Origin of the sequence: Burkholderia sp. B10 (assembly GCF_004368385.1) — a bacterium.
Lineage (GTDB): Bacteria > Pseudomonadota > Gammaproteobacteria > Burkholderiales > Burkholderiaceae > Burkholderia > Burkholderia vietnamiensis.
In genome coordinates this window covers 1-14,293 of record NZ_PQMX01000018.1, presented here as the reverse complement: position 1 = coordinate 14,293, position 14,293 = coordinate 1, and the positions used below count along the sequence as shown (strand labels likewise).

Here is a 14,293-nt window from a genome sequence, read left to right as displayed (position 1 = left end):
TCTTTGTCGTGGGTCGGCGGGCCGCGCTCAGCTCATGGTGGCAAGCGCGAGCTTGACCGAGAAACCGATGAACAGGCCGCCCACGCTGCTCGCCGCGCCGGCCGCGAGCTTGCGGCGACGGCGGAAATGCTCGGCGAGCCGTGCGCCCGCGAAGATCAGCGTGCTCAGGTACAGGAAGCTCGCGCTTTGCGCGATCGCCCCGAGCACGACGAACGACAGCGCGGGATGCGGGAATGCCGGGTCGACGAACTGGATGAAGAACGAGATGAAGAACAGGATCGCCTTCGGGTTCAGCAGGCTCACGACCAGCGCCTTGCGAAACGGCGTGTCGAACGAGCGCTCGCCGGCGGGCGGCTGCGGCGCGTCGGTCGTGTCGGCCGCGGCGTCCGCGCCCGCGCGCAGCTTACGCCACGCGCTGCGCAGCATCCCGGCGCCGATGTACAGCAGATACGCGGCGCCGCCGTACTTGACGACCGAGAACAGCAGCGGGTTCGCCTTCAGCAGCGACGCGACGCCGGCGGCCGACAGCACCATCAGGACCGTGTCGCCGACGAACACGCCGCAGGCCGCGCGATAGCCGGCCTTCACGCCGCGCTGCGCGGCGAGCGACAGCACGTACATCGAGTTCGGCCCCGGCAGCAGGATGATGAACACCACGCCGAACACGTAGGTCCAGATATCGGTGATGCCGAGTGCGTGGCCGAACATGATGCGACTCTCCCGTTCTTCGTTTGCTTCGGTTGCTTCTATCGCGTCAGGCGCTGCGCTGCTTCGCCGCGTCCATCAGTGCGGTGAAACGGTCGAACAGGTACGCGATGTCGTGCGGGCCGGGCGACGCTTCCGGGTGGCCCTGGAAGCAGAACGCCGGCTTGTCGGTCAGCTCGAAGCCCTGCAGCGTGCCGTCGAACAGCGACACGTGGGTCACGCGCGCGTTCGCGGGCAGCGAATCCGCATCGACCGCGAAGCCGTGGTTCTGCGACGTGATCACCACGCGACCGTCGCCGAGATCCTTCACCGGGTGGTTCGCGCCGTGGTGGCCCGTCTTCATCTTCAGCGTCTTCGCGCCGACCGCGAGGCCCATGATCTGATGGCCGAGGCAGATGCCGAAGGTCGGCACGCCGCGCTCGATGAATTCCCTGGCCGCCGCGATCGCGTAGTCGCACGGCTCCGGATCGCCGGGGCCGTTCGACAGGAAGATGCCGTCCGGATTCAGCGCGAGTGCGTCGGCGGCGCTCGCCTGGGCCGGCAGCACCGTCACGTGGCAGCCGCGCTCGGCGAGCATGCGCAGGATGTTGTACTTGACGCCGAAGTCATAGGCGACCACGCGGTACTTCGGCGCCTGCTGCATGCCGTAGCCGCTGCCGAGACGCCATTCGGTCTGCTTCCATTCGAACGGCTTGGCGGTCGACACGACCTTCGCGAGGTCCATGCCGGCCAGGCCGGGGAACGAGCGCGCGAGTTCGACGGCCTTTGCTTCGTCGTCCGAGCCGGCGAGGATGCAGCCGTTCTGCGCGCCCTTGTCGCGCAGGATGCGCGTCAGCTTGCGCGTATCGATGCCGGCGATCGCGACGACGCCTTCGTCGCGCAGGTAATCGCCGAGCGTGCGCTCCTTGCGGAAGTTCGAGGCGAGCGTCGGCAGATCGCGGATGATCAGCCCGGCGGCATGGACTTTCGTGGCTTCGACGTCTTCGGCGTTGACGCCGACGTTGCCGATATGCGGGTAGGTAAGCGTGACGATCTGGCGCGCGTAACTCGGATCAGTCAGGATTTCCTGATAGCCGGTAATCGCGGTGTTGAACACGACTTCACCGATCGTATGGCCTTCGGCCCCGATCGAATAACCACGAAAGACCGTGCCGTCGGCGAGTGCAAGCAAGGCGGGGGAAAAAGACGGCAACACGGGAGGCTCCTTGGGGAACACCCTGCTGCCGACCTGTCTACCCGGCCGCGCGAGCGCCGCGCTGCGTGGACGCGCGTCGGTCGCTGGCTTGACGCCCCTGGGTGGTCGACACGCGAAGCCGGCGCAGCGCGCACGAGGCTTCGCGGCATCGCCCGACAGGCGGCGTGCGGCGGATGAACGGGGTGAATGAGGTAGGCGCTAGGGTGCGAGGTTGATCAGCACAAACTTTCAAATTATAGTCCGAAAATGGCCTAATTTTCAATCGGCATGGGCGCCCGATCGTGCGCGCCGCGTGCCGCATCCATCGCCGGCCCGTGGCCTCCGCTGCTGCGGCCCCGTTTGCGCCGCCGCATCACCCTTCAGCGTACTGCCGGATCGGCCCGCTTGCCAGCACTGCGCGCGGGCCATGCGGACCACGCCGCGCTCGCGAGCTGCAGCGCGAGCAGCACGCCCCACGCCGTCGCATGCGCGCTCGCCGGATAATGGCCGTCGGTTGCCGGCCAGCGCGACAGCACGACACCGATCCCGATCTGGAACGTAAAGATCAGCACGAAGATGGCGAGCGTGAGCGTCGTATTCGCGCGGCCGATCAGATGCGCGGGGAAATGGGCGGCGAGCACCGCATAGGTCAGGATGCCGACGCCGCCGAACATCCCGTAGGCGGCCCACAACAGCGCGGGCGGCAGCGGTGCACGCGCGACGATCGCGACCTGCGTCGCCACGAACAGCGCCATCCCGACACTGCAGAACGCATGGACCGACACGCCGCGTCGCTCGAGCGCGCGCGCCGCCGCGCCGAAGCCGACACACCCCGCCATCATCGCGAAGCCCAGCACCGACACCAGCCGCGCCGCGTGCTGCGCGTCGAATCCCCCGACATCGCGCAGATACGGGCCGACCCACAGCGACTGCATCGCGTAGAACACGCCCTGCGTGACGATCGAGAACGACGAGATCTTCCAGAACGCGCGACTGGCGAGGATGTGCCACGTGCCCTTGAACTGGCTGACGAGCCCGCCCTGGTGGCGCGGCTGCGCGGTCTCGGGTGCGCCGCAGCCGATCGCGGCCGCGACGACGAGCGTCAGCGCCGCGAGCCCGCCGCAGATCGCGCGCCAGCTCGTCAGACCGAGCAGCCAGGTGAGCGGCGAACCCACCGCGACGCCGCCGAGGCCGCCGACGGCCATCACGAGCCCGTTGACGAGCGGCAGCCGGCTGACCGGGAAATGCTGCGCGAGCGCCTTGAAGGCCGCACCGAGACACACCGACACGCCGACGCCGATCAGCAGCCGGCCGACCATCATCGTACCCAGACCATGCGCTGTGCCGAACACGGCCGCGCCGGCGGCCGCGAACAGCAACATCCCGGCCGCCACGCGGCGCGGGCCGAAATGGTCGAGCAGCACGCCGGCCGGAACCTGCGCGCCGGCGAAGCCGAGAAAATAGAGACTGGTGAGCAGCCCGAGATCGGCCGCCGACAGCCCGAGCTCGTGCGTGACGAACGGCGCGAAGCCGAGATTGACGCCGCGAAACACGTACGACACGAAATAGCCGAGCGCAAACAGCGCGAGCACCCTGATCTGCACCGCCGACATCGCCCTCTCCTCGCAACCGGTTGCCGCGGGTTGCCGCGGGTCGCCGCGCGAAGCGCCCGCCCGCCGCCGCGCACAAACGAAAACGCCGTCACCTCGGTGACGGCGTCGCTTCGTGTCGGATCGTCGCGCAATCGCGCCGCCCGACCCGGCCAGCGCGCTGCGCGCGCGGCCGCGTGGGTTACTTCTTCTTGCCCTTGTGCGCGGCGGCCTTCGGCGCTGCCTTCGCGGGCGCCGCCTTCGCCGCATGCGCAGCCGGCTTCGCCGCGGCATGCTTGCCGCCGCGCGACTTGCCGCCCACCGACAGGCTCGCGCGCTCGATGTGCGCACCGGCCGCCGACGTCGCGATCCGCTCCGGGCCCGGCTCGGCCGGCACCGCGCGGCCGACCGGCACGTGCAGCACCAGCGCCTGACCCGGCATCGCGATGTCGCGATGCGTGCGGTTCCACGCCTTCAGCTGGCCGACCGACACGCCGTAGCGGCCCGCGAGCGCGGCCATCGACTGCTTGCGGCGCACGCGGATCAGCATCTTGCGCGTGTCGGGCACGTCGGGTTCCATCGCCAGCACGCCGTTCTCGGCGACGTCGGCGCTGATGTCCTCGTCATCGTCGTCGCCGCGCGGCACGACGATCGTCGAGCCCGGCTTCAGGCGCATGCCGGCCGGAATCTTGTTGACCGACATCAGCGTATCGGGGTCGACGCCGATCTTCTCGGCGATCGCAGCCGGCCGCGCGCGTTCGCTGACCGTATAGGTGGTCCACGACGACAGCTGACCGTTGTACGCCTTCAGGCTCTTCTCGAACGCCGCCGCGTTGTCGAACGGCAGCAGGATCTGCGGCTCGGTCGCGCCGAGAATGACCGGCTTCGAGAACGACGGGTTCAGCGAGCGAAATTCGTCGAGCGACAGATTGGCGAGCTTGGCGGCCACCGCCACGTCGATGTCGCGCGACGTGGTGACGGTCACGAAGTACGGGTGGTTCGGGATGTCCGGCAGCGCCAAACCGAATTGCTGCGGATTGGCGATAATGTTCTTCACCGCCTGCAGCTTCGGCACGTAGTTGCGCGTCTCGTTCGGCATCCGCAGGTTCTGGTAATCGGTCGGCAGGCCGGCCGCCTGGTTGCGCGCGATCGCGCGCTGCACGTTGCCCTCGCCCCAGTTGTATGCGGCCAACGCCAGATACCAGTCGCCGAACATGTCGTGCAGGCGCGACAGGTAATCGAGCGCGGCGCTCGTCGACGCCAGCACGTCGCGGCGCTCGTCCTGCCACATGTTGCGCTTCAGGTTGTACGTGCGGCCCGTGCCCGGCATGAACTGCCACATGCCGGCCGCCTTCGCGACCGACAGCGCCTGCGGGTTGTAGGCGGATTCGATGAACGGCAGCAGCGCGAGCTCGGTCGGCATGTGGCGCGCCTCAAGTTCCTCGACGATGTGATACAGATATTTCTGCGAGCGCTCGGTCATGCGCTGCACGTAATCGGGACGCTGCGTGTACCAGGTCGTCTGCATGTCGACGAGGTCGCTCTGCAGGTCCGGCATCTGGAAGCCGCGGCGAATGCGCGCCCACAGGTCGGAATCCGCACTGGTCAGATCGCCGACGGACTGCTTGTCGACGTCGACGGTTTCTTTCGCGGTGGCTGATTTACGGAGGTAATTGGACGCCGCCTGCGAATCGGCGGCGTTGTTGGCGACAGGACCCTGGCTCGCGCATGCGGCGAGCAGCAGGACCACCATCGCACTCAATATAAGTCGCATGAAAATCTCGGCTTCCGACGGCTGGAAATTGCAGGCGATACTACGGAAGTGCGTGCTTCACGTCAATAAAAACACCGAAAACTCAGCGAAATCCTACGTTTGGGGCAATTTTTACAGGTAGCGCCTGAGGTACGGAGTCCTCCCGATTGCGTCATCGGAAGCGGTTTTTCCATTCGCGCATCAGCGTGAATGCCGCCAACCGGTCGGGCACCGTTTCGTGCAACTCGGCCTCGAGCGTCGCGTGGATCGCCGCGCTGTCCGCGCGCAGGAACGGGTTCACCGCGCGCTCGTGCGCGATCGTGGTCGGCAGCGTCGGCATCCCGCGCGCGCGCAGCGCCTGCGCGTCGTCGCGCCACGCGGCGAGCGCCGCATTGCCGGGCTCGCACGCGAGCGCGAAGCGGATGTTCGACAGCGTGTATTCGTGTGCACAATGCACGCGCGTGTCGCCGGGCAGCGCCGCGAGCGCATCCAGCGACGCGAGCATCTGCGCGGGCGTGCCTTCGAACAGGCGGCCGCAGCCGCACGAGAACAGCGTGTCGCCGCAAAACACGTGAGGGATGGCGGCGCCGTGGCCGGCCGCCTGGAAATACGCGATGTGGCCGCGCGTGTGACCCGGCACGTCGAGCACGTCGAACGCGAGCGCCGGCGCGTCGAGCGTCACGCGAGCGCCGCCGGCCAGCGGCCGCGTCACGACGCCGATCGCCTCGGCGGCCGGGCCGTATACGACGAGCGGCGCATCGTCCGGCTGGCTATCGCGCAGGGCGGCGACACCGCCGACATGGTCGGCGTGATGGTGGGTGAGTAGAATAGCGGTCAACCGCCAGCCGCGTTCCGCCAGAACGCGGCGTACCGGCGCGGCTTCACCCGGATCGACGGCGATCGCATCGCGGCCGTCCGACACGAGCCAGATGTAGTTGTCTTCGAATGCCGGCACCGGCACGTATTCCAGCTCGTTCATGGGCACGCAATCATCGTTATGTCCGATCCTCAAATTATAGACTGGCCCGCCTGGACCGACTCGCCGCCCGGCCGCTACGTGCTGGGCTGGGAGCAGGCGCAGCTCGACCGGATCGTGTCCGACGTGTTCGGGTTTCACGCGCTGCAGCTCGGGCTGCCGCAGCTCGATGCCTTGCGCGAGAACCGCATGCCGTATCGCGGCCTCGTGCTCGATCCCGCCAGCGGCGCGAGCGCGCCCTACCAGTATCCGTGGGCGCGCGAGGCATCCGCCCCCGAGCATGCGCCGGCCGAGCGCAGCACCACGTGGTGCGACCTGCTCGACCTGCCGTTCGAGTCGCAGAGCGTCGACCTGATCGTGATGCCGCACACGCTCGAGTTCACGTCCGACCCGCACCGGCTGCTGCGCGAGGCCGAACGCGTGCTGATGCCCGAAGGGCAGCTCGTGATCACCGGCTTCAACTCACTGAGCCTGTGGGGCATGCGGCAATCGTTCGGGCGCATGGCGAACCGCCCGTTCGTGCCGGCCGCGCGCGACCAGATCGCGTTCATTCGGCTCAAGGACTGGATCAAGCTGCTCGGCTTCGATCTCGAGCGCGGCCGCTTCGGCTGCTACCGGCCGCCGCTCGTCACCGACAAGTGGCTGGCCCGCTACGGCTTCATGGAAGCCGCCGGCGACCGCTGGTGGCCGATCTTCGGCGCCGTCTACATGGTCACGGCCGTCAAGCGCGTGCGCGGCATGCGCCTGATCGGCCCGATCAAGATGAAAAAGCCGGTGCTCGCGCCGGGCCTCACGCCGGCGGCCACCCCGACCACCCATCAAGAACATTCATGACCATCGACACCATCGACATCTATACCGACGGCGCCTGCAAGGGCAACCCCGGCCCCGGCGGCTGGGGCGCACTGCTGCGCTACGGCGACCGCGAAAAGGAGCTGTTCGGCGGCGAGCCGAACACGACCAACAACCGGATGGAGCTGATGGGCGTGATCGCCGCGCTCGAGGCGCTGAAGCGCCCGTGCCGCGTGATCGTCCATACCGACTCGCAGTACGTGCAGAAAGGCATCAGCGAGTGGATCCACGGCTGGAAGAAAAAGGGCTGGGTCACCGCGGCCAAGACCCCGGTGAAGAACGCCGATCTCTGGAAGCGGCTCGACGCGCTCGTCGCGCAGCACGAGATCGAGTGGCGCTGGGTGAAAGGCCACGCGGGCCATCCCGAAAACGAACGCGCTGACGCGCTCGCGAATCGCGGCGTCGAATCCCTCGCGGCCTGAACGCCGGCCGCCCTACCGTCTTTCCCGATTTATCCGACATGCGCCAGATCATTCTCGATACCGAAACCACCGGCCTCAATCCCCGCTCGGGCGATCGCCTGATCGAAATCGGCTGCGTGGAGCTGCTGAACCGGCGGCTCACCGGCAACAACCTGCACATCTACGTGAACCCCGAGCGCGACAGCGATCCGGGCGCGCTGGCCGTGCACGGGCTGACCACCGAGTTTCTGAGCGACAAGCCGAAGTTCGCGGAAGTCGCCGACCAGATCCGCGACTTCGTGAAGGGCGCGGAGCTGATCATCCACAACGCACCGTTCGACCTCGGGTTCCTCGACGCCGAATTCGCGCGGCTCGGCCTGCCGCCGTTCATCGAGCATTGCGACGGCGTGATCGACACGCTGGCCGAGGCCAAGCAGATGTTCCCCGGCAAGCGCAACTCGCTCGACGCACTGTGCGACCGGTTCGGCATCAGCAACGCGCACCGCACGCTGCACGGCGCACTGCTCGACTCGGAGCTGCTCGCCGAGGTCTATCTCGCGATGACGCGCGGCCAGGACAGCCTCGTGATCGACATGCTCGACGACGCAGGCGCCGACGGCGGCACGGCGAACGGCCAGCGCATCTCGCTCGCGTCGCTCGACCTGCCGGTCGTCGCCGCCAGCGACGACGAGCTCGCCGCGCACCAGGCGCAGCTCGACGAGTTGGACAAGTCGGTCAAGGGCACCTGCGTCTGGCGCACGTCCGCCGAAGTGGACGCCGTCGAAGCGGCCTGACGCATCCGACCGCTCCGCTGCACTGCACCCGCGCCTACGTGCGCGGCTGCAGCGCGATCATCGCCATCCCGCCGAGCGCGAGCGCCGCGCCGGCCGCGTCCCAGCGGGTCAGCGCGACGCCGTCGACGACCCGCAGCCACAGCAGCGCCACGCCGATGTACACGCCGCCATACGCCGCGTAGGTGCGCCCCGCCGCGCTCGGATGCAGCGTCAAGAGCCACGCGAACAGCGCCAGCGACAGCGCTGCCGGCACCAGCAGCCACACGGGCCGCCCGCCTTTCAGCACGAGCCACGGCAGGTAGCAGCCCACGATTTCGGCCACCGCGGTAACGGCGAACAATGCCGCGATCCTGATCAGTTCGGTCATCCGGTTCCTCTTGGAATGAGCGTCCGTCGCGCAGGGTCCGCGAGGGTCCCGCGACGGCATGCCCGGCGCGGCCCATCATACCCGCGCGAGCCGCGCCGGAACCGCCGCGGGACGGGCGACTCCGAGCAATTTGCACGATCGTCTGTCATCGTGCTATCATGTCGCCTGTTTCAACCTCGAATCTCTTTCTTTTTCGATCTCGATCGAATGCCGCCCGCGCCTGCAGGCCGGCGCTTCGATCGACATTGCATCCACAGGAAAGCCCGCCCGACAGGCCCGCTTTTCTCGTTTCGTTGCCCTTCCGGGGCACTTGCCGGAGCGCCGGACTTTCGTCCGCACCGGTATCCGCCGCCTGCATCACGCGGCCCATTCTTCATGAGCGCACCGTCGCGGCGGCCCATCGGGCCCGCGTCGAAGCAGTCCCTTGCGGCTCTTTACCGCCATTCGCGCAGTAAGTGCTCAAAGGCCTGCCCCGACGCGCTGCACACGACCTCGCGCTTGCCGGCAAACCGTGTCGGACGGCCATCCGTTCCGGCGCAGTCAAAGGAGTGCATGACCTTGACCGCAACACACGTCAGCCCGATCGCTGCTTCCCCTTCCCCGTCGTCCGGCGAGGCCCCGCTCGCCGCGGACGACATCACCGTCGTCGACCAGAGCCTGCTCAAGCGCGCCGTCAGCGCAATGGCCATCGGCAATGCGATGGAATGGTTCGACTTCGGCGTCTACAGCTACATCGCCGTCACGCTCGGCAAGGTGTTCTTCCCGTCGAGCAGCCCGTCCGCGCAGCTGCTCGCCACCTTCGGCACGTTCGCGGCCGCGTTCGTCGTGCGTCCGCTCGGCGGCATGGTGTTCGGCCCGCTCGGCGACCGCATCGGCCGCCAGCGCGTGCTCGCCGCCACCATGATCATGATGGCCGTCGGCACCTTCGCGATCGGCCTGATCCCCAGCTACGCGTCGATCGGCATCATGGCGCCCGTGCTGCTGCTCGTCGCCCGCCTCGTGCAGGGCTTCTCGACCGGCGGCGAATACGGCGGCGCCGCCACCTTCATCGCCGAGTTCTCGACCGACAAGCGCCGCGGCTTCATGGGCAGCTTCCTCGAGTTCGGCACGCTGATCGGCTATGTGATGGGCGCCGGCGTCGTCGCGCTGCTGACCGCGTCGCTGTCGGAGGACGCGCTGCTGTCGTGGGGCTGGCGCGTGCCGTTCCTGATCGCAGGGCCGCTCGGCCTGATCGGGCTGTACATCCGGATGAAGCTCGAGGAGACGCCGGCGTTCAAGCGTCAGGCCGAAGCGCGCGAAGCGCAGGACAAGGCCGTGCCGAAGACGCGCTTTCGCGAAACGCTGTTCGCCAACTGGCGCGCGCTCCTGCTCTGCGTCGGCCTCGTGCTGATCTTCAACGTGACCGATTACATGGTGCTGTCGTACCTGCCGAGCTTCATGTCGTCCACGCTGCACTTCGACGAGTCGCACAGCCTCGTGCTGGTGCTGATCGTGATGGTGCTGATGATGCCGCTCACGCTCGCGGCCGGCCGCCTGTCGGACCGCATCGGCCGCAAGCCGGTCATGCTGGCCGGCTGCGTGGGCCTGCTCGCGCTGTCGATCCCGTCGATGATGCTGATCCATGCGGGCACCACCGCGTCGGTGTTCGGCGGCCTGCTGATCCTCGGCGTGCTGCTGTCGTGCTTCACCGGCGTGATGCCGTCGGCGCTGCCCGCGCTGTTCCCGACGGAGATCCGCTACGGCGCGCTCGCGATCGGCTTCAACGTGTCGGTGTCGCTGTTCGGCGGCACGACGCCGCTGGTGACGGCCTGGCTCGTCGACGTGACGCAAAACCTGATGATGCCCGCCTATTACATGATGGGCGCCGCCGTGATCGGCATCGTGTCGGTCGTCGCGCTCGCCGAGACCGCGCGTCAGCCGCTCAAGGGCTCGCCGCCGGCCGTCGCGACGCACCGCGAAGCACACCAGCTGGTGCGCCAGCTGCGCGACGAGGACGAAGCCGAAATCTACGGCGTCGTGTCGGCCGCACGCGCCTGAGTGCTCAACAAGCGCCCAATGAGCGCCCAATAAAAACCCCGGCAATAGCCGGGGCCAGATCTACTCCGATTCGCCCGACCGGCGCCTGCCGGCCGGGCGTTCCTTTATTCGTTCGCCGAAGCGGCGTTCAGGCGTGCGCTTCGCATTCGCGGCAGAAGATCAGCGCACGCGAGCGCGACACGGCAGCCTGGGCACCGCGCGCCGCGACGATCAGGCCGACCTGGCCGAGATTGAAATCGCGCTCGACCATCAGCTGCGTCAGCGCGGCGAGCGGCAACACGACGGACGGGTGGTACAGGCTCGATTCGATCAGGGCTCTCATCTTCGGCTCCATCAGACAACGCATATTCGATGGAGTGAATTCTAGGGATCACCCTGATCCCGATAAACGGCACATTTGCGAAGTCACTTGTTGCCGCCGGTGAACAATCGGCCACGCCCTTGGCTGGTGCGGCTGACGGCGTCGTCCGGGGGCCTGTGGGGGCGGCTGTGTCGGGGTTGCGCGAACGCGCCGGGTAGCCGCGCCGTGGGTCGGACCAACGTGCGTGGGGCTATCGCACGGCCATCGGCGAACTGCGCCGTCGGGCCGTGCGGGACGCCCGCACCGCGAAGCACGAAGCACGAAGCGACACGGCGCGGCTCAAGCGGATCGCAGAGCGTTCCCCGCGCTCGCTCGCATATCGGCGCGATGCGCCGCCGCGCTCAATCGAGCGGCGTTTCGACGAAGGCGGGAAGCTGCTCGGCCCGCGCCGAATGCGCGGCGAGCGCCGGATAACGGGCCGGCTCGATCCGCGCGAGCGGCGCATATTCGGCGATCATGAACTGCGTGAAGCGCCACGCGACGGCCACCGTCACGTCGGACTGCAGCAGCCGCGCGCCGCCGAGCCAGCCGTTGGCGGCCGCCACCAGCGGCTCGAGTTCGCCGTACGCGGCCTCGAGCTGGCCCAGCACGCGCTCGAGCCACGGCGCGTGCTGCTTGTCGGCCGGCCGCAGCGCCTGTTCGTAGATGACCTGCACCGTCTTCTCGGCCGCGGCCAGCGCGAAGCCGACCGGCACGAGCGCGCGCAACCGCGCGTCAACGGCCTCGGGCAACAGGCGCCGCTCCGGCGCGACGAGATGGTCGAGGTAGTCGACGATCAGCGAGGAATCGATCAGCGTGACTCCATCGTCGGTCACGAGCGTCGGCGCCTTCACGACCGGATTGATCTCGCGGAACCGGTCGAAATGGCGAAACACCGAAACCGACTCGTGCTCGAACGGCAGGTCCAGCAGCTTCGCCGAAATGGCGACACGGCGCACGAACGGGGAATCCAGCATACCGATCAGCTTCATTGCAAACGCTCCAAGTGACAAACCAGGGCCATCGACTGTAGCAGCGACGCAGGCGGCCGCCTAGCGACGCGCGGCCCCTCGCGCGATTGATGCGCGTCACCCGGTCACGCATCGGACACCCGCGGCGCGTCCGGAATGACCATAATGCAGATTCACGCCCCTTCCGCGTCAAGGTCTCCCATGTGGTACGCCGTCGTCGAACAGCAGCGGGAATGGATGCGCGCCTGGCGCGCGGCGACGCGTCACGCGTTCGACGTGTGGCCGGCCGCGACGCTGCCGCACAGCGCGTCCACGTGTTACGACGACCTGTTCGAGCCGCTGCTCGGCCCGGCCGCCGGCCCGCCGCGCTTCGAGCTGCGCGAGCCGGGCATCGACGAGCGGATCGTCGCGCACACGCCGTTCTGCCAGTTGCGACGCTTCGCGCAAGCCGGCACGCGCCGCACCGTGCTGTTGTGCGCGCCGCTCGCCGGGCACGCGGCCGTGATGATGCGCGAAACCGTCGAGGCGCTGCTCGCGGACGGCGACGTCTGCGTGACCGACTGGGTCAATGCGCGCGACGTCCCGCTCGCCGCGGGCCGCTTCGGACTCGACGAGTACGTGGCGACGCTCGACGGCTTCGTCGACGCGCTCGCGAGCGACGCTCGGCCGCTGCACGTCGTCGCCGTATGCCAGGCGACGGTGCCCGCGCTCGGCGCGCTCGCGCTGCGCGCCGCGCGCGGCCTGCCGCCGCCCGCGAGCATCACGCTGATCGGCGGCCCAATCGACGCGCGCGTCAATCCCAGCGCGCTCGGCACGACGGCCGCGTCGCATTCGCTCGCGTGGTGCCGCCGTCATCTGATCGATATCGTGCCGCCATGCTTCCCCGGCCACGGCCGTCACGTGTTCCCGACCTATCTTCAGCAGGGCGAAATCGCGCTGCTGTATCCGCAGCGTTTCATGTCGTTGATCGAAAACTACGCGCGCGCCGCATCGCGCGTCGACATGGCGGCGCTGGCCGACGCACGGCGCGCCCTGCGCGAGTACACGGCGCTGCTCGACATGCCGGCCGAGTATTTTCTGGATACCGTCGACATCGTGTTCCAGCGGATGTGCCTCGCCAACGGCACGTGGGACGTGGGCGGCCGGCGCGTCGAGCCGGCCGCGCTGCGCGGCGTCATGCTGCTGACCGTCGAAGGCCGCTGCGACGCGGTCACCGGCGCCGGGCAGACCCATGCGGCGCTCGACATGTGTCGCGGACTGACGGCCGGCGAGCGTCATCGCGTCGATGTCGACGAGTGCGATCACTACGGCCTCTTCACTGGCGACCATTGGCACGCCGACGTCCACCCGGCGCTGCAGCGGATGTTCGCGCAGGCCGAAGCCGAACGCCCGCGGCCGCGCCGGCGCCGCATCAGGCGGGGCTGATCCCGTCGTGCCGGACGCGTGCCGCGTCGAGCAGCGCGCGCACTTCGTCGTCGCCGACCTGGTCGAAATCCGCATAGAACTGGCCGATGCCGAAGAACCGCGCGGGCTGCAACACCGTGACGAACGCGTCGGCCACGTCGTCGAACATATGCGCGGCACCGGCCGGCGCGACGGGCACGGCAGCCACGATGCGCGCGGGACGGCGCGCGCGCAGTGCCTGTAGCGCGACGCGCATCGAGGCGCCGGTCGCGACACCGTCGTCGACGACGATCACGACATGCCCTTCGACCGGCAGCGGCGGCCGCGCGCCGCGATACAGCGCGTCGCGGCGCTGCAGCTCGGCGGTTTCGCGCGCGATCACGTCGGCCAGTTGGTCGCGCGTCACGCCCATCGCGCGAATCGCCGCATGCCGCAGATGAATCGCGCCGCCCGTCGCGAGCGCGCCGATCGCGAGCTCCGGATCGGACGGCATGCCGAGCTTGCGCACGATCAGCAGGTCGAGCGGCGCGCGCAGCGCCTGCGCGACGGGGAACGCCACCGGCACACCGCCGCGCGGCAGCGCGAGGACGACGACGTCGCGACGGTCCGCATAGCCGTGGAGCGCATGCGCGAGCCGGCGCCCGGCGTCGGCGCGATCGGTGAAACATTCGGGCAGGTTCGGGGCCATGCTGTCGCGACGCGGTTGTGGGCTTCGGGGCTTCGGGGCGGGATGCGTGATGAAAGATGCGGGACATGCGGTACGCGCTACCGCGATCGATGCCGAGCCGCACCTGCGCCCGTTCAACGAGCATGGTTCATCGCTGACGCCGATGCAAGCGGGGTCATACCGGCGTATCGGGCACCGCCCGCAGGGAACGCGACGAAGAGCGTCGCGCGAAAGTTGGGCGGTAGACCAACGCGGCACAGAAC

The 14,293-nt window shown here is 68.6% G+C and carries 14 protein-coding genes; 5 read left to right on the top strand and 9 right to left on the bottom strand.

The annotated features are described in order from the left end of the window. Positions 1-27: 27 nt before the first annotated feature. The 5 genes from leuE to gloB form a co-directional block, all read right to left on the bottom strand. On the bottom strand, positions 28-708 hold the full coding sequence (leuE, locus tag C3Y15_RS11825; RefSeq protein WP_059462292.1) for a leucine efflux protein LeuE: 681 nt from the start codon (positions 706-708) through the stop codon (positions 28-30). Positions 709-754: 46 nt separating this feature from the next. After that, entirely contained in the window at positions 755-1,900 is a 1,146-nt protein-coding gene (carA, locus tag C3Y15_RS11820) for a glutamine-hydrolyzing carbamoyl-phosphate synthase small subunit (RefSeq protein WP_011884273.1), read from the bottom strand. Between the two features lie 359 nt (positions 1,901-2,259). Beyond that, on the bottom strand, positions 2,260-3,492 hold the full coding sequence (locus C3Y15_RS11810; protein ID WP_045579269.1) for an MFS transporter: 1,233 nt from the start codon (positions 3,490-3,492) through the stop codon (positions 2,260-2,262). Positions 3,493-3,670: 178 nt separating this feature from the next. Beyond that, positions 3,671-5,242 (bottom strand): transglycosylase SLT domain-containing protein, encoded by a 1,572-nt coding sequence (locus C3Y15_RS11805; protein WP_011884271.1) that lies wholly within the window; start codon positions 5,240-5,242, stop codon positions 3,671-3,673. Between the two features lie 151 nt (positions 5,243-5,393). Further along, positions 5,394-6,200, bottom strand: a complete 807-nt coding sequence (gene gloB, locus C3Y15_RS11800) for a hydroxyacylglutathione hydrolase (protein ID WP_011884270.1) — start codon at positions 6,198-6,200, stop codon at positions 5,394-5,396. 18 nt (positions 6,201-6,218) lie between these two features. Between gloB and C3Y15_RS11795 the strand changes: the two genes are divergently transcribed. The 3 genes from C3Y15_RS11795 to dnaQ are packed head-to-tail and all read left to right on the top strand — an operon-like array spanning position 6,219 to position 8,244. Beyond that, the gene (locus C3Y15_RS11795) at positions 6,219-7,031 is read left to right on the top strand and encodes a class I SAM-dependent methyltransferase (protein ID WP_011884269.1); all 813 of its coding nucleotides are present in this window, start codon (positions 6,219-6,221) and stop codon (positions 7,029-7,031) included. Then, positions 7,028-7,471, top strand: coding sequence for a ribonuclease HI (rnhA, locus tag C3Y15_RS11790; protein WP_011884268.1), 444 nt, complete (start codon positions 7,028-7,030; stop codon positions 7,469-7,471). Before C3Y15_RS11795 ends, rnhA begins: the two co-directional genes overlap by 4 nt. Positions 7,472-7,509: 38 nt before the next feature. Beyond that, positions 7,510-8,244: a DNA polymerase III subunit epsilon gene (gene dnaQ, locus C3Y15_RS11785; protein ID WP_011884267.1), complete on the top strand. Its 735-nt coding sequence runs from the start codon at positions 7,510-7,512 to the stop codon at positions 8,242-8,244. Positions 8,245-8,278: 34 nt separating this feature from the next. Here the strand turns inward: dnaQ and C3Y15_RS11780 are convergent, their stop codons facing one another. After that, complete coding sequence (locus C3Y15_RS11780; RefSeq protein ID WP_059894796.1) at positions 8,279-8,611, bottom strand: YnfA family protein; 333 nt, start codon at positions 8,609-8,611, stop codon at positions 8,279-8,281. Positions 8,612-9,163: 552 nt separating this feature from the next. Between C3Y15_RS11780 and proP the strand changes: the two genes are divergently transcribed. Then, positions 9,164-10,648 carry a glycine betaine/L-proline transporter ProP gene (gene proP / locus C3Y15_RS11775; RefSeq protein ID WP_011884265.1) on the top strand — a complete coding sequence of 495 codons (1,485 nt, stop codon included), beginning with the start codon at positions 9,164-9,166 and terminating at the stop codon, positions 10,646-10,648. 127 nt (positions 10,649-10,775) lie between these two features. Here proP and C3Y15_RS11770 read toward each other — a convergent pair whose 3' ends face one another. After that, a complete protein-coding gene (locus C3Y15_RS11770) occupies positions 10,776-10,982 on the bottom strand; it encodes a hypothetical protein (protein WP_014722807.1) in 207 nt (68 codons plus the stop codon). A gap of 368 nt (positions 10,983-11,350) precedes the next feature. Further along, entirely contained in the window at positions 11,351-11,980 is a 630-nt protein-coding gene (locus tag C3Y15_RS11765; protein WP_069246200.1) for a glutathione S-transferase, read from the bottom strand. A 180-nt stretch (positions 11,981-12,160) separates the two neighbouring features. Between C3Y15_RS11765 and phaZ the strand changes: the two genes are divergently transcribed. Continuing rightward, entirely contained in the window at positions 12,161-13,384 is a 1,224-nt protein-coding gene (gene phaZ, locus C3Y15_RS11760) for a polyhydroxyalkanoate depolymerase (protein ID WP_059734058.1), read from the top strand. Here phaZ and C3Y15_RS11755 read toward each other — a convergent pair. After that, the gene (locus tag C3Y15_RS11755; RefSeq protein WP_080957807.1) at positions 13,371-14,051 is read right to left on the bottom strand and encodes a phosphoribosyltransferase family protein; all 681 of its coding nucleotides are present in this window, start codon (positions 14,049-14,051) and stop codon (positions 13,371-13,373) included. The two genes, phaZ and C3Y15_RS11755, sit on opposite strands and share 14 nt — an antisense overlap. Positions 14,052-14,293 lie beyond the last annotated feature (242 nt).